The sequence below is a fragment of the Microbispora sp. H10670 genome, assembly GCF_014161385.1.
Taxonomy (GTDB): Bacteria; Actinomycetota; Actinomycetes; order Streptosporangiales; family Streptosporangiaceae; genus Microbispora; species Microbispora triticiradicis.
Window position 1 is genome coordinate 76,196 of sequence record NZ_JABBWW010000026.1, and the last position, 23,926, is coordinate 100,121.

A 23,926-nucleotide genomic window follows, 5' to 3' on the forward strand; every position below is an offset into this window, starting at 1 on the left:
GGCTTTGGGTGAACTTGGACGGACTTCAGCCGATCACGCGTGCGCGGTGCCGTTCGAGCCGGCGAAGGCGAGATCCCGCCGGCGCGGCGCGCTCACCGTCACTTCGAGCAGCATGTGCTCTATGTCGAGTTCTCCTTCCCGCACCGTCCGGTCGGCCAGCAGGCGCAGGCTGCGGTCGCCGTCCCCGGCGCCCCGCAGGAGGGCCACCAGATCGCCGCGGGTGCTGAAATGAATGAGCGCGACGCCGTCCGGGGTGAGCCAGTTCGGCACTTCCTCGAGAAAGCGGCGGTGCGCTTGGTAACCCGCGTCGACGTACGCCCGGTCGTGCATGTTGGCGTATTCGAATCCGGGCGGGGCCAGCACGTAATTCGAACTCCAGAAAACGAGGTCGAAGCGCTCGCCTTCCCCGAGTGACGTGAACAGGTCGCTGCATCGGGCGTCCACCCGGTCGGCCACACCGTGGCGCGTGGCGTTCATCGCCGTGTTGCGGGCCGCCTCCGGGTTGATGTCGAGCGCCACCACGTTCGCGCACCCGGCCAGCGCGGCCGACACGGAGATCAGTCCGGTGCCCGATCCCATTTCGAGAAGGGAGCCCCAGCGGGGAATGTCCGGGTCTTCCACGAGCCCCAGGAATCCCATCGCGATCTGAGTCGAAGGAGAATAGATCGGAGCGAAAACCTCGGGCAGGAGGTCCCATTCTCGGTCGTACATGCTGAACACGCTCGGACGGTCGGTTCGTGTTCGCGAGCGCTGACTTCGTTCTAGTGAACGTAAGTAACTCTTTGCCTCCAGGGTCACGTTGTTTCTCTCCCTCCTTGTCGGCAATACGGCTTATGCTAACTTTCACCCGGTGAGGGGAGGCCGGGAAAGGTTGTGGCACAACACACTTTCCGGTCTCGGATGGTGACGGAGTCACCGCGTCGCCCGATGACGGGAGCCCGGGAGCGGGCGAGGCGGCGGCGCCGAACAGGAGGCGGGCAGGGGTGTTCGCCGGGGTCACGAGGCGGTCGGCGGCGGTTATGATCACCTCAACCGGACCTGGCGGTGGCGATGGAAGCGCCATCCGCCAGTCGATCCGACGCGTGGTTAAGGTCCGTGTCAACTTGACATCTAGTTGACATGTAGGACCGTAAGGACGGACATTTCGCCTATCGAGTGACCAGCCTGCACCCTCGTGCCCGGCCTCCATCACCCCCAGGAAAGGGCCCTGCTGTGACGACGAGTCAACGGGTTATACTCGCCGTTTCGTCCCCGTGTCCGCCACACGGGCTCCTCCGCCACCCCCGCACGGACGGTCGAGAGCCCCGCCAGTTTCCCGATTGCGAGGCGATGTATGGCTGACACGCTGTCCTTTCTCGAACTCCTGGCGAGGGAGGGGTCGCCGGACGAGTTCGAGATGGTCGTGGCCGTGGCACGGAGAAACGGGGTGACCGGGGAAGGGCTCGAGGAACTGGAGCGGGCCAAGCGCCTGAGCCTCGCGGTGCACGCCCAGCTCGAACGGCACCAGCAGCGTGAGGGGACCTTCGCGACGCTCGTCGACACGGCCAGGGAGCTCGCCAAGCCGCCGGATCTCGACGTCCTGCTCAACGTGACGACGAGGCGGGCGCGGCTGCTGCTGCGCGTGGACATGGCCTACATCGGCATGCCGGACGACGACCTGAAGGAGGTGTGCATCCGCGCGGCGGACGGCCACACCTCGATGCTCAGCGTCGGACTGCGGCTGCCGAACACCGGGGGCGTGGGGCGCAAGGTGCTCACCGACAGCCTGCCGTTCTGGACCCCCGACTACCTGGTGGACCAGCGTTTCGTGCACAGCGAGCGGACCGACGAGGTCGTGCGGGCGGAGGGGCTGCACGCGATCATGGCCGCGCCGCTGGTGTACGAGAAGGCGCCGTTCGGCATCCTGTACGTCGGCGACCGGAACGTCCGCCACTTCAAGGTGGACGAGATCTCGCTGCTGAGCTCGCTGGCGAGCCTCGCCAGCGCCATGATCGAGAAAGCCCGGTGGCTGGATGCGGCCACCGGCCGGGCGGAGTCGCTGCGCATCCGGGTGGAGGAGGCGGAGAGCCAGCTCGGCAGCCTGGCGGACCTCACCGAGGTGCACCAGGGGCTTATGGACATGGCCCTCTCCGGAGGGAACTTCCAGACGCTGGCCGAGGAGGCCGGGCACCGCCTGCGGGCCTCGGTCCAGTTGCGGGCCGCGGACGGCGCGGTCCTGGCCACGGCGGGACGGCTGCCGGAACGCGAGGACCTCGTCCTGCTGGCCCGGATGAACGCGCACGCCGCGCGGGAGCCGTTCCACCTGGAGGGCATGTGGGCGGCGCCGGTCCTCGCCGGCGACGGACACCTCGGCACCCTCCTGGTGTTCCCCACGGAGCCGCTGGACGAATGGGCGCGGCGGCTGCTCGGCATCGTCGCGCAGGTCGCCGCGGTGCTCGTGCTGCTGGACCGCAAACCGGGCATGCTCGAGGCGGGCGACCGTGGCGAACTGCTCGACGACCTCCTCGCCAACCCCCCGCGTCCGGCCCAGCGGCTGCGCAAGCGGGCCCGGTGGCTCGGCATGGACCTCGACACCGACCACGTCGTCGTGCTGAGCCGTACGGACGGCGCCGCCAGGGGGAAGGCCGCGGTGTGGGCCGCGTCGTACGCCCACAGCATGGGCGGCCTGCACACGGTCAAGAACGGGTGCAACGTGCTGCTGCTCATGGGGTCCGACCCGGGGGAGGCCGCGCGGGCCGTGTCCGCCAAGCTGTCCCCTCTGCTGGACACTCCGGTGACGGTCGCGGCGGCGGGTCCGGTCTCCGACCCCGCGTCGGTCCGGTCCGGGTTCGCCGAGGCGCTGCGCTGTCTGGAGGCCATGACGACCCTCGGAGCCGGCGGCTCCGCGGCCTCGGTCGGCGATCTCGGCTTCCTGGGCGTCCTGCTGGCCGACAGCCCGGACATCGACGGATTCATCGCCGCGGCGATCGGGCCCGTGCTGGAGTACGACCGGCAGCGGTCGACCGAACTGGTCCAGACTCTCGGGGCGTACTTCGAGTCGGGGAGCAGTCCCACGTACGCCGCCGAGAAGCTGCACGTCCACCCCAACACCGTGTCCCGTCGTCTGGAACGCATCGGCGAGCTGCTCGGCCCGGGCTGGCAGGACACCGAGCGTTCCCTGGACATCCAGCTGGCGCTCCGGCTCGTGCGTCTACGCCACCTGCTCGGTGGTTCCATCACACCCGGCACCGGGAGGGAAGGCGGGTGAGCCGCGCGCCGCGGTCCTGTCCCGCTCGGTGAGGACCGAGACGGCGCAGGCGGCCGAGGCCAGCGTGGTGTGGCGGTGCCATCCGGAGAACGACCGGCCGGTGAAGTCCCTCATCCCCACGTCGTCGGAGACGTCGGCGAAGTCCTCGTCGACGAGCCGAAGCAGCCGGGTCAGCCTGACCAGCGCGGTGAGATCCGGCGTGTTCAGGTTGGTGAGCCACAGCTCGCCCGGCCGTGCCTCGCCGATTCCGGAGATCCCCAGGAGGAGCAGCTCCCGGTCGTGGCCGCCCGTGTCGGCGGTCCCGGCGGCCCTGCTCACCGGAACTCCACCCGCCCGCGCGGCGCGGGGCCGTACAACCCCCGACTGTACGGCCCCGGCCGGTAAGGTCCCCGAATTCAGGGCCCCGGCATTCGAGGCCCCCGGATTCGGAACACGGGGGGCGGTGCCTCCGTCGTGGCGGTGCGGCGCCACGACGGAGGCCGTGGCCACCAGGCGGGTGTGCCGCCCGGGGTCGGTGTCCGGCATCTCGACGCGGCGCCGCGTGTGCCGCGCCGCCGACATGATCTGCCGGGCGGAGAGGGCACGCGCCCGGCCGGGAAGGCAGAGCTGCTGATCGCCGTCGATCCTGGCGAGCAGCGGGACGCCGGCGTCGCCGAGCCCCCGCGCGAGAACGTGGACGTCGAGCTCCCGCGCGTCGAGCACGACCGGCCGCACGGGCAGGTCCCATGCCGACAGGTCCAGGAAGGCGTTCAGCGCGCAGCCGGACGGCGTGTCGGCGGCGGCGCCCTCGGGAATGGCGGCCCGGCTGCGCCGCCGCTTGTCGTCCAGCCACGCCTCCGGCAGGTGCAGTCTCCAGTTCACCGGGCTGCACAGCTGCTCGGACGCCAGCCACACGCCCATGGCCAGCTGGGCCGTGCCCACCTGGCCGAGACCGGGGAAGAAGCGCCGGTCCACGCCCACCGAGTGCTCGCCCGCCTTGGGGATGAGCACCGGCCGAACGACCCAGGCCTGTGGCGGGGCGACACCGATCACGTATTCGGCCAGCGCCTGCCGCACCGGCATCCAGTCCCAGGTCGAGTCGCAGACGAAGTGGTGCAGGCTCTGCTCGGTGGCCGGGCCGCCGATCACGCCGGCGATGTTCCTGATCGACTTTCGTCCGGTCGCGGTGAGAAGTCCGTACAGGTAGTCCATTCCCCTGCTGCGCTGGTCGCGGCGGCGAAGAGGCGCGAAGAGCGCCGCGCAGAGCTCGGCGGGCAGGATCTCGTCGGGCAGGATACGGTCCGGATCTGCGCTGCGCGTGTCGCGCATGGTGGGTCACCCCGGGCGAATGGCGGGCGGACGTGTCGCCTCCACCATCGGCCGCGGGCGCGGCGCGCGCCTAGATGCGCTCGCCCTCATGTGGCCGTCCGCGGTGGTGACGCCGTCACCCCGCGCCCTTTTCGCGCCTCCAGGCCCGAGATCTTCTCGCTCCGGTCACTCGTCCGGGGTGTGGCCGGGCCACCACGGGCCGACACCGGGCGGGTGTGCGCGTGTGGCATGGTCACCCCGGTGTGTTCCGTACGGCCCGCGGCGGTGGGAGCGGCGCGGCGGCGTGGCCCGTGGTCCGGTGCCGGCCGGTTGGCTGAGGGCCTGGCGGAGACAGTCCCTGGTCACTGTGTGCGGTGGGCCCCAAAGTTGGCTGAAATGGCGATAATCTTGAGAAATCTGCCTTACCACAGACATGACGGATTTTGAGGATATCCGTTGACGACCCCCCAGGCCTCCCGGACGATCCTCCACATACCGGGAAGTTGCCGCACACCAGGACTAAGGGGGGAACACCGTGATACCGCCCTAAGAGATCCAACACCTAACTTTGCCGAGTGCGCGCCTCATCCTGTTGCGCCGCCGGCGCATCCGTTGGTTCGAAGGGACGTTTCCCGTGGCGAAACTCAACGTACTCAGAGCGCAAATAGACGGCCTCGACCGGAAATTGGCGGAAATTATCGCCGAACGTCTCGGGCTGTGTGCTCAGGTGGCTCACGTGAAGTTGGCCGAGGGAATTTCCATGATGCAGCCGGACCGCGTCACCGCAGTTCGTGAAGCCTACGCCGGCCGGGCGCGGGAGCTGGGCGTGTCACCGGACCTTCTGGTCCAGGTGGCCGTTCTCCTCATCGACAAGCCCTGCCGGCTGGAGGCGGGAATCATGGGAACGTCGATCGGACCCCACACCTCTGAACATACCCGGGCAGGCGGAGCTGGAGGCGTAGCCGATGGGACCCGAGTGTAATACCGAGACAGATGAGGGCGAAGTATTCTTTCGAATACTGGGCCCTTTTCAAGTGAGTGTGGGAAATACGGTCGTCAAGCTCGCCAAGAACAGGCAGCTGACCGTTCTCGCGCTTCTGGCGACCGAGGCAAACAAGATCGTGTCGGTGGGGAGAATCATCGACGCGGTCTGGGGGGACGCTTCGCCGATCACGGCGGACAAGCAGATTCAAACCTGTGTGTGGCGGCTGCGTTCGGTCTTCGAAGCGGCCGGCGCGCCCGCGAACATCATCGAGACCACCCAGGGGGGATACCGGCTGCGCCTGGGCGAGTCGGGCCTGGACGCGTGGCTGTTCGAGCGGGCCGTGGCCCGTGGCCGGAGCAGGGTGGAGGACGGTGATCTCGGCGGTGCGGCGGAGGAGTACCGCGCGGCCCTGTCGCTGTTCCGCGGCCAGCCGCTCGCGGAACTCGACAGCGCGGTGATCGAGGCGGTCGCCACCTACTGGGCCGAGCGAAGGCTGTCGGTGCTGGAGGAGTGCCTCGACCTCGAACTCGCCATGGGCAGGCACCGCGAACTGGTGGGCGAGCTCAGGCTCCTCGTGGAGGAGCACCCGCTGCGCGAGCATCTGCGCGCCAAGCTCATGACGGCGCTGTACCTGTCCGACCGGCGCGCAGACGCGCTGGCGGTGTACCGCGCCGGCCGGACCGCGCTGGTCAACAACCTCGGCCTCGATCCCTGCGCGCGCCTGCAGGACCTGCACCGCCGGATCATCTCCGGGCACCCCGTCCCCTCGCCGTTCCCGCAGCGTGCCCGGCACGCGGCGAAGATCCCCGCGCAGCTGCCCGCCGGCGTCGGCGACTTCACCGGCAGGCTCGACCAGGTCGACTGGCTGTGCCGGGAGCTCAACCACGACCGGGCCGACCGGCCGCGGGTCATCGCCCTGGTGGGCCGCGGCGGCGTGGGCAAGACGGCGCTGGCCGTCCACGTGGCACACAAGGTGCGCGACCACTACCCGGACGGGCAGATCCACGCCAACCTGCGCGGCAGCACCGAACCCCGGCAGGCGGCCGACGTGCTCGCCGAGTTCCTGCACGCGCTGGGGGTGCCGCAGCGGAGCGTCCCGCCGGACCTGTCCGGCCGCGCGACGCTGTTCCGCAGCGTCAGCGCCGGCCGCCGCCTGCTCATCCTGCTGGACGACGTGGCGGACTACGAGCAGATCGAGCCGCTGCTTCCCGGTGACCGGGGGAGCGTGGTGCTGTGCACGAGCCAGCCCAGCATGATCCAGGCGCCCGGTGTCGCGATGCGCCGCGTCGAAGGGCTCACCACCGCCGAGGGCGTGCAACTGCTCGCCCAGCTCGTGGGGGCGGAGCGCGTCGCCCAGGAGCCGGAGAGCGCCCGGCTGGTCGTGGAGCGTTGCGGGCACCTGCCGCTGGCGATCCGTGCCGCCGGCGCCCGCCTCAACGCCCGCCCGGCCTACCGGCTCGACCGGTTCGTCGACCGCCTGTCGGACGAGGACCGCAGGATCACCGAGCTGACCTACGGTTCCCTGGACACCGGCGCGCGGCTCGTCGCCTCGGCGGAGCGGCTGCCCGACGTGGCCCGCACGCTGTGGCTGCTGCTGAGCGTCATGAACCTGTCGCACGTGTCGGCCTGGGCGGCGGCCGCGGTCGCCGACCTGTCGGAGGACGAGGCGCAGCGGCTGCTCGACGTCCTGGTCGACCACCAGATGCTCGACGTGGTGAGCGAGGACGGCCTGGGCGGTTCCCGCTACGAGTTCCATTCGCTGGTGCGGATCCGGGCCCGTGCGCTCGCGACCGCGGAGCTCGACGCGACGACCCGCGCCAAGGCCCGTGACCGGCTCCTCGACGTGTTCCTGTGGCTGGAGGAGCACGCGCGGGTGGCCCTCCGCTCACCCCGCAACGGGCTGTCGCGTCCGGCGCCGGCCTCCGTGCTGCGCATCGGCCGGACCATCATCCGCGACATCGCCCAGTACGCCGACGTGTGGCTCGCCCAGGAGCGGCCCAACCTCGCCGAACTCCGCGAGCCGCTCGTCGCCACGAGCGTGTGACGATGCCACGGCCGGCGACGACGGTACGGGCGACGACGACCCCGGCCCCCAGGGCGGCCGAGCCGCCGGGGCCGGGGAGGTTCAGCGCTCCGGCGGCGGGTCCAGTTGTCCGGCCAGCCTCCTGGGCGCCAGGTGGCGGTAGCTCTCGGCGAGCAGCTCCGCCACCTCGGACCAGTCCACGTCCTCCTCGACGACCATGCCGACGATGTCGCGGAACCAGGGCGGCCGGAAGAACGGATGGCCGAGGCCGCCCAGAGCGGCCAGTTCCTCCCCGGACGACCGGAACGTCAGCACGACCGCCGGCCCGGACGTGCCGGCCGCCCGCGCGTACGCGGGAGGCCGGCCGTCCTGGACCACGAGCACGTGGGCGAAGGTCTTCCTGCCCACCCGCCACCGCGTGCCCACCCACGCCTGCTCCTCGTACGCCTCGGGCAGGCGCAGGCAGGCCTCCCGGAGGCGGGCCACGATCTCGCCGGGAACCTCCGCCGTCAACGCCACTCCGCCTGGGCGAGGATCCCGAGCGCCTCACGCAGGACCTCCACGGCCCTGCCGTACTCGATCATGTCGATGTGCTCCCGATCGGTGTGGTCGAGGCTGGAGTCACCGGGACCGTAGACCGCCATGGGCACCTGCCAGCGGGGCTCCACGATGTTCAGGTCGGCGGTCCCGGTCTTCAGCTTGAGCTTCGGCCGCTCCCCCCGGCGCCGGATGCCGGCGCACAGCGCCCGTACGGCGGGCCCCGCGGGGTCCACCCGCACCGGCGGCGTCCGGTCGTCGACGTACAGCGTCCCGTCCCTCGCGGCGTCGGTGACGAAGCGCTCGAAGGCCGCCAGGTCGAACCCCGGCGGGGTGCGTACGGACACGGTCATCAGCGCCTGCTCGATCGTGCCGGTGATGTCGTTCAGCGTGGGGATGGGACGGTCGAAGGCCCGGTCGCCCGCCCCCACCACCTCGCAGTAGGAGTCGCAGTAGGACCGGACCCGGTCCCAGAAGAGGGCCGCGGCCTCGGTGGCCTTCTCCTCCGGGCTGGCCGTGTGCACCGCCGGCCGGCTGACGTCGTAGCGCATCATGACGCGGCCCTTGTAGCCGATGCCGACGCCGGCCCAGCCGTTGGGCTCGCCGACGACGGCCACGTCCGGCCGGAAGGTCTCGGCGAGGTGCTGCGCGCCCTTGCCGAAGGTCTCCTCCTCGACGACCCCCGCCACCACCACCTGCATGCCGCGCAGGTCCGCCGCGGCGGCGGCCGCGATCATCGTGGCGAGCGGCCCCTTGGCGTCCACGGTGCCCCGCCCGTACAGGAGGGAGCCCTCCTGCCGGACCGGGATGTCGCCGGGCACGGTGTCCATGTGACCCATCAACATGATCATAGGCGCGTCGGGGTCGCCCCGCCTGCCGATCACGTTGCCCACCTCGTCGATGTGACTGCGGAATCCCCACTCGGGCAGTTCGCGCGCGAGCAGGGCGGCCAGTTCGGCCTCCTCACCCGTCGTCGACGGCACCTCCACCATGCGGCGCAGCAGGGTCTCGGCCCTGCTCGTCGTACCGCCGCTCACGCTGCTGGTCATCGCGCTCCTTTGACGAGGGTGGTTCCTGCTCCGGCCCGTGCGGCGAGCACCGGCGAGGGACCGCGTCCGTCGCCGAGGACGACATGCGGCACGCCCGCCAGGCACGCCTCGCCCGCGGTCCGCAGTTTGACCTTCATGCGCCCGCCGGCCAGGTCGAGGTACTCGGCGAGGTCCTCGCACGGGATCTCGGCCACCAGGCTGGCGGGGTCGCCGGCGTCCCGCAGGAGCCCCGGCACGTTGGACAGGATGATGAGCCAGTCGGCCTCCAGCGCGACCGCGAGATGCGCGGCGAACCGGTCGGCGTCCACGTTGAGCAGCCCGGACCCGCCGGACCCGGCGTCGGACTCCGGGTCGTACGCGGGCGGCGAGATCACCGGCACGTACCCCGCCGCGAGCAGGGTCCGCGGCAGGTGGGCGTCCACCGCCGAGATCCGCCCCGACAGGTCGTCGCGGACCACCCGCCGGACGCCGTCCACGACGACGTTCGCCGGAGGTGTCCGCCGGGCGGTGACCATCCCGCCGTCGGCTCCCGACAGGCCCACCGCGCGGACGCCGAGCCGGAGCAGCTCGGTCACCAGCGGGGGCTTCAGGCGGCCGAGCATGCCGAGGACGAGCACGTCGAGCGCCGCCGCGTCGGTGTACCGGCTGCGGCGCCCGCCGGGCGCGGTCAGGTACCGCCTCGGGCGGCCGAGCTCGTCCGCGAGCCGGTCGGCCTCGGCGCCGCCGCCGTGGACCACGACCACACTGTCGCCGCGGTCCACCAGCGCGCGGATGTCGGCGCACGCCCGGGACATGTCCGCGCCGAGCGACCCGCCGACCTTGATCACATACCGTTCAGATCGGGTGGAGTCCGACGAAGTCGAGTCCCGCGGTCTCCTCCCAGTCAGCGGCGATGTTGAGGCACTGGACGGCATTTCCGGCACCTCCCTTCACCAGGTTGTCCAGTGCGGCCACGACCACCAGGTGGTCGCCGCCGGGGGCGAGGGCCAGCCCGATGTCGCAGAAGTTGCTGCCGGCCAGGATCTTCGGTTCCGGCATGCGGTGCAGCGCCGAGCGTTCCCTGATCACACGGACGAACGGCTCCTCGCCGTACGCCTTGCGGTAGACGGCCCACAGTTCCCGTTCGGTGACCGTACGGGAGGGGGTGACGTGGCAGGCGACCTGCACCCCGCGCACCGCCTCGACGGCGGTCACCGACATGTGCGCCGTGATCCCGCACGCCTGCTCGATCTCCGCGGTGTGGCGGTGCCCGTGGGGTTTGGCCATCCGCATCGCGCCGCTGCGCTCGGGATGGTGGCTGCCCTCGTCGGGCGTCCGCCCGCCGCCGCTGGATCCCGTACGGGCGTCGACGACCACGGGGCCGCCGATCAGCCCCTCGGCCGCCAGCGGGTGCAGCGCGAGGATCGCCGCGTTGGCCATGCAGCCGGCCACCGCGATGTGGGTGGCGCCGCGCAGCCCGTCCCGGTTGAGCTCGGGGATGCCGGGCTGGAAGCGGGCCAGCCAGGCGGGGTCGGGCGGCGGCCCGGGGTAGAAGCGCGCCCGCCTCTCCGGGTCGTGGATCCGGAAGTCCGCGCTGAGGTCCACGACCGTCGGCGCGAGCCCCGACCAGCGTTCGACGGAGCGCATCGACGTGCCGTGCGGGGTCGCGAGGAAGACGACGTCGCAGGGCGACAGGTCCTCCTCGCGGGTGAAGCACAGGTCGGTCTGGCCGCGCAGGTTCGGGTGGGAGACCCGCAGGGGGCGCCCGGCCTGCCGTTCCGAGGTGACCTGTGCCAGTTCGATGTGCGGATGACGCAGCAGCAGCCGGACGATCTCCCCGCCGATGTAGCCGCTGCCGCCGACGACGGCGGCCCTCATGGCGCCAGCGCTCCGAGGACGTGGCCGACGACGAGGTCGGCCAGATCCACCTCGGTCGCCTGGATGAGCCCGTGGAACTCCATGGTGTGGTTCACCTCGGTGACCAGCAGTTCCCCGGTCGCGCGCTCGATCAGGTCCACCGCGAGCATGCCGCCGCCGACCGCCTGGGCCGCCCGCAGCGAGAGCTTCACCAGGTCGTCGGTGAGAGGGCACCGCTCCGTGGACGCGCCGCGGGCGGTGTTGGTGATCCAGTGGCCGGACCGGCGGTAGACCGCGGCCACCACCTCGTCCCCGAGCACGATCACCCGGAGGTCGCGGCCCGGCTTGTCGATGTACTCCTGCACGTAGAAGACCGAGTGCACCGGCGAGCGCAGCGACTGCTTGTGCTCGATCAGCGCCTCGGCCGCGTCACGGTCGTTGACCTTGGCCAGCAGCCGGCCCCACGAGCCGACGGCCGGTTTGACCACGGCCGGGTAACCGACGCGTTCGATGGCCTCCAGGGCGGCGTCGGGAGTCAGCGCGACGACCGTCACCGGTGTCGGTATCCCGGCGCCGGCCAGCGCCAGCGAGGTGAGGATCTTGTCGCCGCACGTCTCGATCACGGCGCTCGGGTTGAAGACCGGCAGGTTCCCGGCCTCGAACAGGCGCGCCGCGTACAGGCTGCGCGTGTGGGACATGCTCCGGTTGAGCACGCCCCGGTAGCGGCCCGCCACAGGCGCGCCGAGGTCGCCGATCACCCGGCGTTCGTCGATCTGCTCGTACGGCACGCCGCGCCGTTCGAGGGCCTCGAAGATCAAGCGTTCCTCGAGGCGCGTGCGGGTGGTCAGGACGGCGAGCGGACCGTCCTGACCAGCGCTGATTGTCACGTTCTACTCCCCGAAGTCTTCCTCGATCTCCGGCGCGAGCGCGAACTCGGCGGGGTCGAGGGCGATGACCTCGAGCTCCGCCTGGCAGGCCGGGCATACGACGATCGAGGTCACCCGCAGGTCCGAGGACGTGGGTACGGCCTCGGTGCAGTCGGGACAGGTGCTCACTGCGACGGTCATGGAGACTCTCCTTGTTCGGTGCTGATGCGAACATCCGGACGACCACGCAGGACGGACTCGGCCGCGCGGACCACGTGGTCCCGCGACACGCCGCACTGCGCGAGCTGTTCCTCGTGACTGCCGGGCCGGGAGCAGAACGCGTCGCCGACGCCCACGCGCACCACCCGCGCCGGCCGGTGTTCGGCCAGGGCCTCGGCGACCGCGCCGCCGAGCCCGCCGAGCACGGAGTGGTCCTCGACGGTTACGACGCCCGCGGTCGTCTCCGCCGCCTCCACCAGGGCGGCGACGTCCAGCGGCTTGATCGTGTGCATGTTCAGCACGCACGCCTCGATCCCCGCCGCGGCGAGCCTGCGCGCCGCGTCGAGCGCGAACCGTACGGGAAGGGCGCCCGCGGCCACGATCGTCACGTCGCCGCCCGCGCGCAGCCGTACCGCCCGGCCCACGGCGAAGTCGGCGTCATCCGTGTAGACCGGAGGGGTCGGGTTGCGGCCGAGCCTGATGTAGACCGGTCCCGGCAGGTAGGCGGAGGCCCGGACCATGCGGACGGTCTCCGCGGGGTCCGCGGGCGTCATCACGGTCATGTTCGGCAGGCCCCGCATGATCGCGAGGTCCTGCTGGGCGTGGTGCGTGGGACCGAGGTGGGCGGCGGACAGCCCGGAGTGGGTGCCGACGATCCGCACCGGAAGCGCGTGGTAGGCGACGTCGATCTTGACTTGTTCCAGGGCCCGCGCCGAGGCGAAGGCCGCCATCGTGTTGACGAACGGCAGGACGCCGGTGCTCGCCACGGCCGCCGCCACGGTGATCAGGTTGGCCTCGGCGATGCCCAGGTCGACGTACTGGCCCGGCAGTTCGGCCTCGAACTGCCGCTCCAGCCCGCCCATGTCGGAGTCCAGGCACCAGACGCGGCCGTCCGCCCGGGCCAGCTCCAGCAGCGTGGCCCGGTAGGCGGCGCGGTCGGAGTCGGGCGCCGGCGCCCGGGCCGGGGCGCCGCGCTCGCGCGTGGTGGTCATGCCGCGGCTCGCAGCGCGGCCAGGGCCCGCTCGTACGCGTCGGGGCCGAGCTTGGCGAAGTGGCTCTGCTTGCGGTGCTCCAGGTGGCGCACCCCCCGGCCTTTCACGGTGTCCGCGATGAGCACGGCCGGGCTTCCCGGCGCGGGCGGGGTGAGCAGGGCCGGCACCAGTTCGGCGAAGTCGTGCCCGTCGGCGTGCGACACCTGCCAGCCGAACGCGCGCCACCGGTCGGCCAGGGGCTCCAGCCGCATCCGGTCCTCCGTCGAGCCGTTGATCTGCAGCCGGTTCCGGTCGATCACCGCGGTGAGGTTGTCCAGCCGGTAGTGCGCCGCCGACATCGCGGCCTCCCACACCGTGCCCTCCTGCAGTTCGCCATCGCCGAGCAGGACGAACACGCGGTTGGCGCGCCCGGCCCGCTTGGCCGCGAGCGCCAGGCCGACGCCGAGGGACAGGCCGTGACCGAGCGACCCGGTGGCGAACTCCACTCCCGGGACCGCGGGGGTGGGGTGGGCCATGAGCCTACCGTCGGGGTGGCCGTAGCTCGCCAGCTCCGAGCGCGGGAAGAAGCCGCGCTCGGCGAGCGTGGAGTACAGCGCGGCGCTGGCGTGCCCCTTGCTCAGCACGAAGTAGTCGCGCCCGGACCAGCGGGGCTCCTGCGGGCGTACCCGCAGGACCTCGAAGTACAGCGCGACGAGGATGTCCGCGGCCGACAGCGACCCCCCTATGTGGGTGCCGACGGCCCCGGCGCCGATGGCCAGCACGTGCTCCCGCACCGCCAGGGCGGTGCGGGACAACGCGGCCGGGTCGACGGCGCCCTCGGGGCTCCGCGCGACGGTCTCGACGGTCATGCGGCCGCTCCGGCGTGCGCGTGACCGACGCCCTTCACCGCCGCCCACGGCGGGGCGTACGGCGCGGACCGCGCGAAGCGGCCGATCACGTCGAGGTTCTCCCAGACCCGCTGGAAGGCGTCGGCGTACTCCTCCAGCGCCGGCCCGGCGTCCGGGTTGAGGTGCATGCGCCGCAGGCACAGGGAGTCCTCGATGACGGCGCAGGTCACCGGGTAGTCGGCCAGGTCGTAACGCTGGGGGTTGACCCCCGGCAGCGACCAGGGGTAGCCCCGGCCGTACGCGTCCTGCTCCTGGAACACCGGCTGACCGGGCAGCGGGATGATCTGGTAGTGCGTCAGCGGCACGCCCTCGGCCAGCAGCGCGCGGCGCAGCGCCTGCCGGAACTGGCCGGGCGTGATGCCGTCCAGCCCCGCGGCCTCCGGGTCGAAGCGGAAGCGCAGCATGTGCCACATGTGGGTGCGGTCGTCCGGCACGGAGGGCAGGACGATGCCGGGCAGCTCGGCGAGCCGGTTCAGGAACACCGGGATGTTCTGCTCACGCCGCACCTGGTAGTCCCAGAAGCGGTCGAGCTGGGCCCGGGTGAAGGCGGCGAGGACCGCGCTGAGCTTGAGGTTCGACCCCCGCGTGGCGGAGACGTAGAGGCGCTCCTCCGTGCTCAGGTCCTCGCCCAGGATGCGCAGGCTGCGGCAGCGCTCGGCGACCCGCTCGTCGTCGGTGACGATCAGCCCGCCCTCCCCGCAGGTCGGGATGCTCTTCTCCACGTTGAGGCTGAAGCAGCCGACGTCACCGATCGAGCCCGCCGTACGGCCGCGGTACTTGCCTCCCTGGGCCTGGACCGCGTCCTCGATGACGTAGAGGTCGTACTTGCGCGCCAGCGCCAGGATCTCGTCCATGTCGGCCGGCAGGCCGCCGAGATGCACCGGGATGATCGCGCGCGTACGGTTGGTGATCTTCGCTTCGATCTGCGTGACGTCGATGTTGAACGACACGGGGTCGATGTCGACGAACACGGGGACGGCGAGCTGGTAGAGGGGAGCCATCGCGGTCGCGACGTAGCTCAGGGCCGGCACGATCACCTCGTCGCCGGGGCCGATGCCGAGCGCGGTCAGCGCCAGCTCCAGCGCCACCGTGCCGCTGTTGACCGACACCGCGTGACGGGTGTCGCAGAATGCGGCCCATTCGCTTTCCAGCCCGCTGATCTCGGGCTCTTCCTTCGCGCCCACGGTGAATTTTCCGTGGTCGAGCACGCGTAGTACGGCGTCCCGATCGGCCTGCGTCACCACCGGCCATTCCAGTCTGCGGTATTCCGGCCGGACCGCGGGCTTGCCGCCGAACATCGCCAGATCGGCCTTCATTTCTCTCCTTCTGCCGCACCATTTCCCTTATTCGGGCGTCAGGCGGAGACCACGCTAGGCGTTTGTTCTCTCGCCGTGGTATTGAAATGGCACGCCTTTTCTCTCGCCGTGGTATTGATTCGAGCTGATATTTCTCTCGGCAATGGAAATGGCGATGCGGACGGCTTCGCCCGGCGCGGGCGGCGCAGGGGAGAACGGCACGCGGTACGCGCCGGCCGTGTGGCCGCGGCCGTCCGGATGGCGCACTTGTGGTGGTCCGGAAAGGCCGCCCCCTGGCGCCGGCGCCCGGAATCACCGCTGGAGGTCACCTCCGGAACCGCGGTGAAAGCCGTGAATCGCGTGATCGTGTCCCAGAGGCGATTGAAGACCTCGGTCGAGATGCGCCGGTCGACATAGAATTGCGGGGGATACCGGAATCACGCTCGACGATGGTCTGACGACTCAGGCGTGTCCAGGAGGTGCCGTGGTCCGCGAGAGCGATCGACAGTTGGCGACGGTGCTGGCGCGTCATGTGGTCGCCCACGCCGCTCCTGGCGAACTGCCGTTGTTCGAGGTCACATCGGATGCCTTCTTCACGGCGCCCGGGCGGGCCGGGCGGGCCTTCAGGCGGAGCGAACCACTCGGCTTCGGCCTGGAGACCGCGGTCACCGTCGTCAGCACCATCGCGCTCACCGTGACCGTCGACGTGCTGAAGGAGATCACCACGCGCCATGCCGAACGACTGGTGAGCTCGTCGGCATCGCGGGTCGGTCGCGTGCTCAGGCGCAGGTTCGCACGCAGGTCGCGGCAGTCCGCCGAGCCGTTGCCGAGCCTCGATCAGGAGCAGCTCGCGGCGCTCCGCGAGCTGGCATACCGGCGGGCGCTGGAACTGCGCGCGTCCGACGAGCAGGCGGCACGGATAGCCGACGGCATCGTCTCAGCGTTGGCCGGGCCGACCAGCGACCCGTGAGGCCGGCCGCGGAGTCCGCGGCGGCGACGGAGGACGCCCGGCCCAGTCCGTTCGCCGTCCCTTCCGCCACCACCTCGCGATTCGCCCTGCTCGTCGTCGCGATCTCATTGATCACATTGACGTACGGCCCGTCGACGGTTCCGGGGATGGGCGAGAGGCCGACGGGCGACTACGCGGGCGTGACCTGCTTCCGGAACCTGGTGAACGAGGCCACCCGGCGAGCCGGCACACCGGTGAACCTGTTCGACGCGGACACGTACCGGTTGCACGGGAGCTGCCCGGAAGGGGCGGCGGCGAATCCGGCACCGGGCCTTCGGGTGCTCGCGGTGTACTGGCTGGTCGTGCTGGCCATGTGGTGGGCGACACCGCTCTGGCGGCTGCGGCGCCGGCGCCTCCGCCCGCTGCCTGTCGCCGAGATGCCGGAACTCCCCGGATACCTCGCCGAGTTGCGGCGCGTCGCCGGAGTCGGCACCCGTGTCACGTTCGTGGTCGACTACCTCGACCCGCGGATCTCCGGCCTCGCCTTCGGACGACCGGGGCGGCGGCACATCCTGCTCAGTGGCGGACTGCTGGCCACGTTCGTCTCCGACAGACCGGTCTTCCGGGCGGTCGTCCTGCACGAACTCGCCCATCTCCGCAATCGTGACGTGGACCTTGGATTCATCACGATCGCGGCGTGGCGGGTCTTCCTGGTCCTGATCCTCGCTCCCGACCTGTTCTCTTTTCTGAGATTGCCGGCCGAGGCCCGGCTCCGCCCCTCATACGGCTTCGCCGCGACGTTGGCCGGGCAACTGGTCGTGCTGGCGGTCTATCTGCTGCTGGCCGGCAACGCCGTGCTGCGCAGCCGCGAGCTGCACGCGGACGCTCGCGCGGCGCAGTGGAGCGGCGGCCCCGACGACCTGGCCCGACTGTTCGCTCCGCACGCGGGCGTCCGGATCGGACGGCTACGTCACTCGCTGGGGTCGCATCCCACGACCGGCGACCGGCGACCGGCTTCTGGCTCTGGCCGACACATCCGCGCTGCTGAGGATGGGTTTCGGCGAGTCGCTGACCATGGGACTGGCCATCAGCCTCGTTCAGGACATCGGTGAGACGGTGTTCGAGGGGAAAACGGCCTTCTGGGTCTTCGCCGTTCTGCTCGCGACCGGAGTCGGGCTCGGGATCTGGCGCATGGAGATCGCCGCGTACGTGCTGGGTGATCCGATGCGCGTCAACCGGGTGGGCCTGGGGCTCGGCCTCGGTCTCGCGGTGGGCGGGACAGTCTCTCCGGCCTGGCCCGCGTCCGAGGATCTGCTCGGGCGATCGTCGATCGGCGCCATCCTCCCCTGGTGCGTGCTGTTGTTCCTCGGGGGCTGGCTGTTCGTCCGCTGGATGGCGGTGGTGGCTCGGGCCTGGATGCCGGTGGCCGCCGCCGCGCGCCGCCCCGCCCTCGTCGTCGTGACGACCCTGGCCGTCGCGGCGGTCCTACTGGGCATCTGGTTCGTCTACGCTCTGCCGCTGGCGTTGATCGCGGGGCAGGCACAGGCGCTTCTGTTCCCGGGGCTTCCGCAGACATCGGTGTTCTTCGTCGAGGCCGTGGTCGTCCTCATCACCGCACCGGAGGCGCTCAGGATTCTCACCTTGCTGACCATCGCGGTGTATCCGCTCGTCGGAACCGTCCTCGCGCGTCGTCTTCCGTCGCGGCCCGCTCCGTCATGGCTCACGCTCGATCCGTTGCCGCCCGGCTGGCGGAGCGCCTCTCCGCTGCCGGGGGAGGGAGGAACCGCGATCAGGAGTGGTCTCGTCGTCGCGTGCTTCGCGCTCCTGCTCGCGTTCGCCGGCTTTCTTGTGGGCCTCTTGACGGCCCGCGACGTGGTCGCCTCCTTCATGCGTTTCTACGGCATGGAGGCGTTCGACTGGGCGACGATGGCGCTGACGTCAGTGATCGTCACGGCTCGCGCCAGGGACTCTTCCGTGCTCTGGGGTATCGTCGGCGCCTCTGTCGCAGGGCTGGTCGTGGTGATCGGTGAGAGCGTCGTCTTCCATACGGCGGCGGGCATCGCCACGGTCGCGTACGGCCGTTCCGCCATGCCCGTTCTCAGCTCCGCGGTGCGGGACTCGCCGATGTACCTGAGTTGGATGCTGTCCGTATTCGCCGAGGGCATCGAGCTCGCCTCTCTGGTGGCACTGGTGACAGCGGCCGTCGACCCCCGCCGCCTCCGCCGCACCCCGGCGCCGTAGGTGACCTGCCCAGAGATGGTCCCCGGGGTTCTCCCGATTGCCAAAAACCTTTAAACTTGGTAGGAAATACCTGTGTCTCTGGCATCGGGGCCGGCCCCGAGCGGCCCGACGTGCCCCGACCTTCGGAGCGACCACCGTGACGTCTTCCCCCTCAAGATCGCTTTCTCCCGCCCCCGTGGGCGGGCCTGCCGTATCGGGCGGGCTCCCTGACGGGGCGCCCGCCACCGCGACGCCGTTCCGGCGGGGTCGCGGGACCCGCCGGATCGGCGTGCGGGTCCTTTCGCTCCTGGCGCTGCTCGCGCTCTGGCAGCTCGCGGCCGCCGCCGCGGGCAACCCGTCGTTCGTGCCCGCGCCCCGGGCGGTGTGGGACCAGCTCGTCCTGCTGTCCACCACCCACGACGGCGTCCGCGGCTACAGCGGTCACCTGCTCGCCGAGCACCTGGGCATCAGCCTCCGCCGCATCCTCGTCGGCTCGGCGCTCGGCGTGGCGGCGGGGCTCGTCATCGGCGTCGTCCTGGGCGCCGTGCCGTGGATCCGTCTCGTGGCCGAGCCGGTCGTGACCTTCGTACGGGCGCTGCCTCCGCTGGCCTACTTCAGCCTGCTGATCATCTGGTTCGGCATCGACGAGACGCCCAAGCTGTGGCTGCTCGCCATCGCCGCGCTCCCGCCGGTCGCCGTGGCCACCGCCGCGGCCGTCCACGGCGCCCCGACCGGCCTGGTCGAGGCGGCCAGGGCGCTGGGCGCCTCCCGGTGGAACGTGATCAGGGACGTGGTGCTGCCCAGCGCGCTACCCGAGATCTTCACCGGTGTCCGGCTGGCCGTCGGGGTCGCGTACTCCTCGGTCGTCGCGGCGGAGACGGTCAACGGCGTGCCCGGCATCGGGGGGATGGTCCGCGACGCCCAGCGTTACCTGCAGACCGACGTCGTGGTGCTCGGGCTGCTCGCCATCGGCCTGTCCGGACTGCTGATCGACGGCCTGCTGCGCGCCGCCGAGACCCGGCTCATCCCCTGGCGCGGCCGGACCTGACCACCGCGTCCACCCGAACCCCCATGAAGCCCCCCAACCTGCAGAAGGAACCTTTCGCCATGCCACGACCACGCCCCGCGCGCCTGTCCACCATCGTCCTGGCCGCCGCGACGGCCGCAGTGACGGCCGCCGTCCTGACCGCGTGCGGCAACGGCACCGCGTCCGGCGGAGGTGGCGGCGGTACGACGGAGCGCACCATCCGCATCGCCTACCAGGCGTTTCCCAGCGGGGACCTCATCGTGAAGAACAAGGGGTGGCTGGAGCAGGCGCTGCCCGGCTACACGATCAAGTGGACCAAGTTCGACTCGGGCGCCAGCATCAACACCGCCTTCGTGGCCAAGAGCGTGGACATCGCGGCCATCGGGTCGAGCCCGGTCGCCCGCGGGCTGTCCCAGCCGCTGAACATCCCCTATCAGGTGGCGTTCGTGCTCGACGTGGCGGGCGACAACGAGGCCCTGGTCGCCCGCGACGGCAGCGGCGTCTCCTCGGTGGCTGACCTGCGCGGCAAGAAGGTGGCCACGCCGTTCGCCTCGACGGCTCACTACAGCCTGCTCGCCGCCCTCGACAGGGCGGGGGTGCCGGAGTCGGCGGTGAACCTCGTCGACCTGGAGCCGCAGGACATCGTGGCGTCCTGGACGCGCGGGGACATCGACGCCGCCTACGTGTGGCTGCCGACGCTGGACGAGATCAAGAAGACCGGTAAGACGCTCGTCACCAGCCGCGAGCTGGCGACGGCGGGCAAGCCGACCCTCGACCTCGGCGTGGTGTCGACGGCGTTCGTCAAGGCGCACCCCGACGCCGTCGACGCCTGGCGCAAGGCCGAGGCCAGGGCGCTCGACCTCATCGCGAACGACCCCGACGCCGCCGCCCAGGCGGTGGGCGCGGAGCTCAACCTCGGCAAGGACGACGCCAAGGCGCAGCTCAGCCAGGGCGTGTTCCTCAAGCCGGCCGACCTGTCCTCGCCGGAGTGGCTCGGCACGCCCGGCCAGGTCGGCGGCCTGGCCAAGAACCTGGTGAGCGCGGCGCAGTTCCTCAAGGACCAGCAGAAGATCGACTCGGTGCCCGACCTCGCCACGGTCGAGAAGGCCGTCTACGCCGAAGGGCTTCCCGGTGTCCTCGCGCCCTGACCCGGCCGCCGCCCCCACTGCCGCCCCCACTGTGGCGGACGAGGACGCCGCCGCCGTCCGCCTGCACGAGGTCGGGCACGTCTACGACGGCGCGGGAGGCCCCGTCGCCGCCCTGGGACCGATCTCCCTCACCGTCCCGTCCGGGACCTTCCTCGTGCTCGTCGGCGCCTCCGGATGCGGCAAGAGCACGCTGCTGCGCCTCGTCGCGGGCTTCGAGAAGCCCACCTCCGGCACCGTGCTCACCGGGGGCGCCGAGCCCGTCCCCGGCAGGGGCGCCGGAATCGTCTTCCAGCAGCCCCGGCTGTTCCCGTGGAAGACCGTGGGCGGCAACGTCGAACTGGCCCTGCGGTACGCCGGGGTGCCGCGCGCGGAGCGTGCCCGCCGCGTGCCGGAACTGCTGGAACGGGTCGGCCTGCACGACGTGGCGGACCGCCGGATCTGGCAGATCTCGGGAGGGCAGCAGCAGCGGGTTGCGATCGCCAGGGCGCTCGCCGGCGACGACCCGCTGCTGCTGCTCGACGAGCCGTTCGCCGCCCTCGACGCGCTCACCCGCGAGCGCCTCCAGGAGGACCTGCGCCGGGTGAGCGCGCAGACCGGCCGCACGTCGGTGTTCGTCACCCACAGCGTCGAGGAGGCCGTGTTCCTCGGCAGCCGGGTCGTCGTGCTCACCCGCCGGCCGGGCCGGATCGCGCTCGACCTGGAGGTCGGCCTTCCGCGCACCGGGATCGAACCCGACGAACTGCGCGCCCTGCCCGAGTACGCCGCGCTCCGCGCCGAGGTCGGCCACGCCGTACGCGCCGCCGCCGCCTGAAGCACAGCCGCCACCCGAGGAGAACGAGATGACCACATCGACCGCCGTCAAGCTGGACCTGCGACCGCTCGGCCCCCACTTCGGGTCGGAGGTCGAGGGGCTGGACCTGGCACACGCCACCGACGAGGAGCTGGCCGCGGTGCGCGCCGCCCTCGTGGAACGCAAGGTGCTGTTCTTCGGCGGCCAGAGCCTGGACGAGGACGGGCAGGTGGCGCTCGGCCGCCGTCTCGGCGAGCTGACCGCCTCCCACCCGGTCGTCGGGGGAGTCGACGAGGCGCATCCCGAGATCTACGCACTCGACAGCGCCGACAACGGCTTCGCCGACGTCTGGCACACCGACGTCACGTTCATGCCCCGCCCGCCGCTCGGCTCGATCCTGCGCGCGGTGGTCCTCCCGCCCACCGGCGGCGACACCAGCTGGGCCGACAGCCAGCTCGCCTACGACTCCCTGTCCGCCCCGGTGCGGGAGCTGGCCGACCAGCTCACCGCGGTGCACGACGGCAACCGCGAGTTCGGCTACTACCTCGCCCAGCGCCGGTCCGGCAGGGGCAGCGTCTGGGACGGCGAGGTCGTCACCCGCCTCGACCCGGTGGAGCACCCGGTGGTCCGCGTCCACCCCGAGACCGGCCGCAAGGGCATCTTCGTCAACCCCGGTTTCACCTCCCACATCGTCGGCGTGTCCGAGGCGGAGAGCCGGGCCATCCTGGATCTGCTCTACGCCCACCTCACCAAGCCCGAGCACATCGTCCGGCACCGCTGGAGGGCCGGAGACGTCGCCATGTGGGACAACCGGAGCACGGCCCACTACGCCAACCGGGACTACGGCGACGCCCACCGGGTGATGCACCGGATCACCCTGCGCGGCGACCGTCCCTTCGGCCCCGGACGACGTTCCTGAGCTCAGTACATGCGCGGCGGCGCAGGGTCGGTGCGCACGTGCAGCAGATGCGGCCGGTCGTCGGCGAGCGCGGCGGCGAGCGCGCTCTTCATCTCGGCGGGCTCGGACACGTACCGGGCCGCGCAGCCCATTCCCTGGGCCAGTGCGACGAAGTCGAGCCCGCCCAGGTCGACACCGGGGATGCCCGTGCCGCCGGACGCCTCGCCGAGCAGCCGCACCGCCGCGTACCGCGTGTTGTCCAGGATCACGAAGGTCACCGGCGTCCGCTCGCGCGCCGCGGTCCACAAGGCCTGGATGCCGAACATGGCCGACCCGTCGCCGAGCACCGCGACCACCCTGCGGCCCGGCCTGGCCAGTGCGGCGCCGACCGCGGCCGGGAGCCCGTAGCCGAGCGCGCCGCTCGCGGTGGTGAGGAACCCCGTGTCGGTCGCGGTGATCGGCAGGTGGTCGTGCAGCACGCTGCGGTGGCTGGGCGTCTCCTCCACCACGATCGCGTCGGCGGGCAGCAGTTCGGCGAGCGTGGCGTAGACCTCCGCCGCGGTGATCATCCCTTCCGCCGGTCCCGCCGGCCGGGCGAGGACGGGCGGGGCCGCCCTGCCGGTCACGCGCGCCCGGCGGACCGGCGCACCGTTCGCGGCGCTGCCGAGAGCCTCGTCCAGCGCCCGGAGGGCGAGCAGCGGCGTCGCCCTGATGCCGGGGCCCGTGTCCGCCCTGGCCAGCACCTGCTCGTCGTCGCTGACCACGAAGAGCGGGGGCAGCGGGACCTCGGCCTCGCCACGGTAGACGTGGTAGGTGAAGGCCGGGGCGCCGATCACCACGACCAGGTCGTGCCGGGCCAGCGCCGCGGCGGTGGCGCGCTTCTCCGCGTCGAGGAAGCCCAGGAAGAGGGGATGGTCCTCGGGGAAGGAGCACCGGGGCGAGACCGGCGCGGCCCAGACGCCCGCCCCGACGCGTTCCGCGAGGGCGACGAGGTCCGCGACCGCGCCGTCCGCGTCCACGCCGGGCCCGGCCACGATGCCCGGCCGCGCGCTGCCGTGCAGGGCCCGGGCCAGCGCCGCGAGGGCGGCGGGGTCGGGGCCGAAGCCGGGGATCGCCGGACGCGCGGCGACCGGCGCGCCCGCCTCCGCGTCCCAGTCGTCCGCCGGAACGGAGATGAAGACCGGGCCCCGCGGGGCCTGGGACGCCACGTGGTAGGCGCGGGCGATCGCCGCGGGCACGTCCTGCGCCCGGGCGGGCTCGCAACTCCACTTGACGTACGGCCGGGGGAAGGCGGTGGCGTCGGTGGCGCCGAGGAACGGGTCGCCGCGCAGCAGCGTCCTGCTCTGCTGGCCGGCCATCACGATCAGCGGGGCGTGGCCGCGCGCGGCGTTGAACACCTGCCCGAGGCCGTGGCCGAGGCCGCCCGCGCTGTGCAGGTTCACCAGCACCGGCCGCCTGGTGGCCTGGGCGTAGCCGTCGGCCATGGCGACGACCACCGATTCGTGCAGCCCGAGCACGTAGCGGAAATCGTCCGGCCAGTCGGTGAGAAAAGCGACCTCGGTGGTTCCGGGATTTCCGAAAACGGTGGTCAGGCCGAGTTGCCGGAGCAGCCGGCGGGTGGCGTCCCGGACCGTCCTGTCGCTCGCGATCGAATTCACGGGAAACGCCTCC

22 protein-coding genes are annotated in these 23,926 nt (G+C 71.7%); 10 read left to right on the forward strand and 12 right to left on the reverse strand.

The window, feature by feature from the left end; genetic code table 11:
* Window positions 1–33: 33 nt before the first annotated feature.
* On the reverse strand, window positions 34–711 hold the full coding sequence (locus HHX33_RS28540; protein ID WP_182877332.1) for a methyltransferase domain-containing protein: 678 nt from the start codon (window positions 709–711) through the stop codon (window positions 34–36).
* A 622-nt stretch (window positions 712–1,333) separates the two neighbouring features.
* Here HHX33_RS28540 and HHX33_RS28545 point away from each other — a divergent pair.
* Window positions 1,334–3,247 (forward strand): helix-turn-helix domain-containing protein, encoded by a 1,914-nt coding sequence (locus tag HHX33_RS28545; RefSeq protein WP_182877302.1) that lies wholly within the window; start codon window positions 1,334–1,336, stop codon window positions 3,245–3,247.
* Here the strand turns inward: HHX33_RS28545 and HHX33_RS28550 are convergent.
* Window positions 3,191–4,555: a transposase gene (locus HHX33_RS28550; RefSeq protein ID WP_182877303.1), complete on the reverse strand. Its 1,365-nt coding sequence runs from the start codon at window positions 4,553–4,555 to the stop codon at window positions 3,191–3,193. The two genes, HHX33_RS28545 and HHX33_RS28550, sit on opposite strands and share 57 nt — an antisense overlap.
* Window positions 4,556–5,168: 613 nt before the next feature.
* On the opposite strand from HHX33_RS28550, the gene HHX33_RS28555 reads away from it, so the two are divergent.
* Window positions 5,169–5,516, forward strand: coding sequence for a chorismate mutase (locus HHX33_RS28555; protein WP_182877304.1), 348 nt, complete (start codon window positions 5,169–5,171; stop codon window positions 5,514–5,516).
* A 52-nt stretch (window positions 5,517–5,568) separates the two neighbouring features.
* Window positions 5,569–7,563, forward strand: coding sequence for an AfsR/SARP family transcriptional regulator (locus tag HHX33_RS28560; protein WP_182877305.1), 1,995 nt, complete (start codon window positions 5,569–5,571; stop codon window positions 7,561–7,563).
* A gap of 81 nt (window positions 7,564–7,644) precedes the next feature.
* Here HHX33_RS28560 and HHX33_RS28565 read toward each other — a convergent pair whose 3' ends face one another.
* Genes HHX33_RS28565 through HHX33_RS28605 form a run of 9 tightly spaced genes read right to left on the reverse strand, consistent with a single transcriptional unit; the run spans window position 7,645 to window position 15,244 of the window.
* A complete protein-coding gene (locus HHX33_RS28565; RefSeq protein ID WP_220499856.1) occupies window positions 7,645–8,055 on the reverse strand; it encodes an MmcQ/YjbR family DNA-binding protein in 411 nt (136 codons plus the stop codon).
* Window positions 8,052–9,128, reverse strand: a complete 1,077-nt coding sequence (locus HHX33_RS28570; protein WP_182877307.1) for a [LysW]-lysine hydrolase — start codon at window positions 9,126–9,128, stop codon at window positions 8,052–8,054. The genes HHX33_RS28565 and HHX33_RS28570 overlap by 4 nt, the downstream gene beginning before the upstream one ends.
* Entirely contained in the window at window positions 9,125–9,955 is an 831-nt protein-coding gene (locus HHX33_RS28575; RefSeq protein ID WP_182877308.1) for a [LysW]-aminoadipate kinase, read from the reverse strand. Before HHX33_RS28575 ends, HHX33_RS28570 begins: the two co-directional genes overlap by 4 nt.
* A 7-nt stretch (window positions 9,956–9,962) precedes the next feature.
* A complete protein-coding gene (gene argC, locus HHX33_RS28580) occupies window positions 9,963–10,985 on the reverse strand; it encodes an N-acetyl-gamma-glutamyl-phosphate reductase (RefSeq protein WP_111701492.1) in 1,023 nt (340 codons plus the stop codon).
* Window positions 10,982–11,851, reverse strand: a complete 870-nt coding sequence (lysX, locus tag HHX33_RS28585; RefSeq protein ID WP_111701491.1) for a lysine biosynthesis protein LysX — start codon at window positions 11,849–11,851, stop codon at window positions 10,982–10,984. The genes argC and lysX overlap by 4 nt, the downstream gene beginning before the upstream one ends.
* A gap of 3 nt (window positions 11,852–11,854) precedes the next feature.
* A complete protein-coding gene (locus HHX33_RS28590; RefSeq protein WP_111701490.1) occupies window positions 11,855–12,031 on the reverse strand; it encodes a lysine biosynthesis protein LysW in 177 nt (58 codons plus the stop codon).
* A complete protein-coding gene (locus tag HHX33_RS28595) occupies window positions 12,028–13,041 on the reverse strand; it encodes a transketolase family protein (RefSeq protein WP_182877309.1) in 1,014 nt (337 codons plus the stop codon). The genes HHX33_RS28590 and HHX33_RS28595 overlap by 4 nt, the downstream gene beginning before the upstream one ends.
* Complete coding sequence (locus tag HHX33_RS28600) at window positions 13,038–13,889, reverse strand: transketolase (protein ID WP_182877310.1); 852 nt, start codon at window positions 13,887–13,889, stop codon at window positions 13,038–13,040. Before HHX33_RS28600 ends, HHX33_RS28595 begins: the two co-directional genes overlap by 4 nt.
* Window positions 13,886–15,244: a DegT/DnrJ/EryC1/StrS family aminotransferase gene (locus HHX33_RS28605; protein WP_182877311.1), complete on the reverse strand. Its 1,359-nt coding sequence runs from the start codon at window positions 15,242–15,244 to the stop codon at window positions 13,886–13,888. Before HHX33_RS28605 ends, HHX33_RS28600 begins: the two co-directional genes overlap by 4 nt.
* Before the next feature lie 463 nt (window positions 15,245–15,707).
* Between HHX33_RS28605 and HHX33_RS28610 the strand changes: the two genes are divergently transcribed.
* From HHX33_RS28610 to HHX33_RS28640, 7 genes are all read left to right on the forward strand, one after another.
* Window positions 15,708–16,193, forward strand: a complete 486-nt coding sequence (locus HHX33_RS28610; RefSeq protein WP_182877312.1) for a hypothetical protein — start codon at window positions 15,708–15,710, stop codon at window positions 16,191–16,193.
* Window positions 16,190–17,284, forward strand: a complete 1,095-nt coding sequence (locus tag HHX33_RS37460) for a M48 family metallopeptidase (RefSeq protein ID WP_182877313.1) — start codon at window positions 16,190–16,192, stop codon at window positions 17,282–17,284. The genes HHX33_RS28610 and HHX33_RS37460 overlap by 4 nt, the downstream gene beginning before the upstream one ends.
* Window positions 17,223–18,413 (forward strand): hypothetical protein, encoded by a 1,191-nt coding sequence (locus HHX33_RS28620; RefSeq protein ID WP_182877314.1) that lies wholly within the window; start codon window positions 17,223–17,225, stop codon window positions 18,411–18,413. The genes HHX33_RS37460 and HHX33_RS28620 overlap by 62 nt, the downstream gene beginning before the upstream one ends.
* Window positions 18,414–18,681: 268 nt before the next feature.
* Window positions 18,682–19,440 (forward strand): ABC transporter permease, encoded by a 759-nt coding sequence (locus HHX33_RS28625; RefSeq protein WP_244302360.1) that lies wholly within the window; start codon window positions 18,682–18,684, stop codon window positions 19,438–19,440.
* Between the two features lie 59 nt (window positions 19,441–19,499).
* Window positions 19,500–20,567 (forward strand): ABC transporter substrate-binding protein, encoded by a 1,068-nt coding sequence (locus HHX33_RS28630; protein ID WP_182877316.1) that lies wholly within the window; start codon window positions 19,500–19,502, stop codon window positions 20,565–20,567.
* Window positions 20,551–21,378, forward strand: coding sequence for an ABC transporter ATP-binding protein (locus HHX33_RS28635; protein ID WP_310741567.1), 828 nt, complete (start codon window positions 20,551–20,553; stop codon window positions 21,376–21,378). Before HHX33_RS28630 ends, HHX33_RS28635 begins: the two co-directional genes overlap by 17 nt.
* A 28-nt stretch (window positions 21,379–21,406) precedes the next feature.
* Entirely contained in the window at window positions 21,407–22,276 is an 870-nt protein-coding gene (locus tag HHX33_RS28640; protein ID WP_111701483.1) for a TauD/TfdA dioxygenase family protein, read from the forward strand.
* Between the two features lie 2 nt (window positions 22,277–22,278).
* On the opposite strand, the gene mdlC is transcribed toward HHX33_RS28640, so the two are convergent.
* Window positions 22,279–23,913 (reverse strand): benzoylformate decarboxylase, encoded by a 1,635-nt coding sequence (gene mdlC, locus HHX33_RS28645; protein ID WP_220502314.1) that lies wholly within the window; start codon window positions 23,911–23,913, stop codon window positions 22,279–22,281.
* Window positions 23,914–23,926 lie beyond the last annotated feature (13 nt).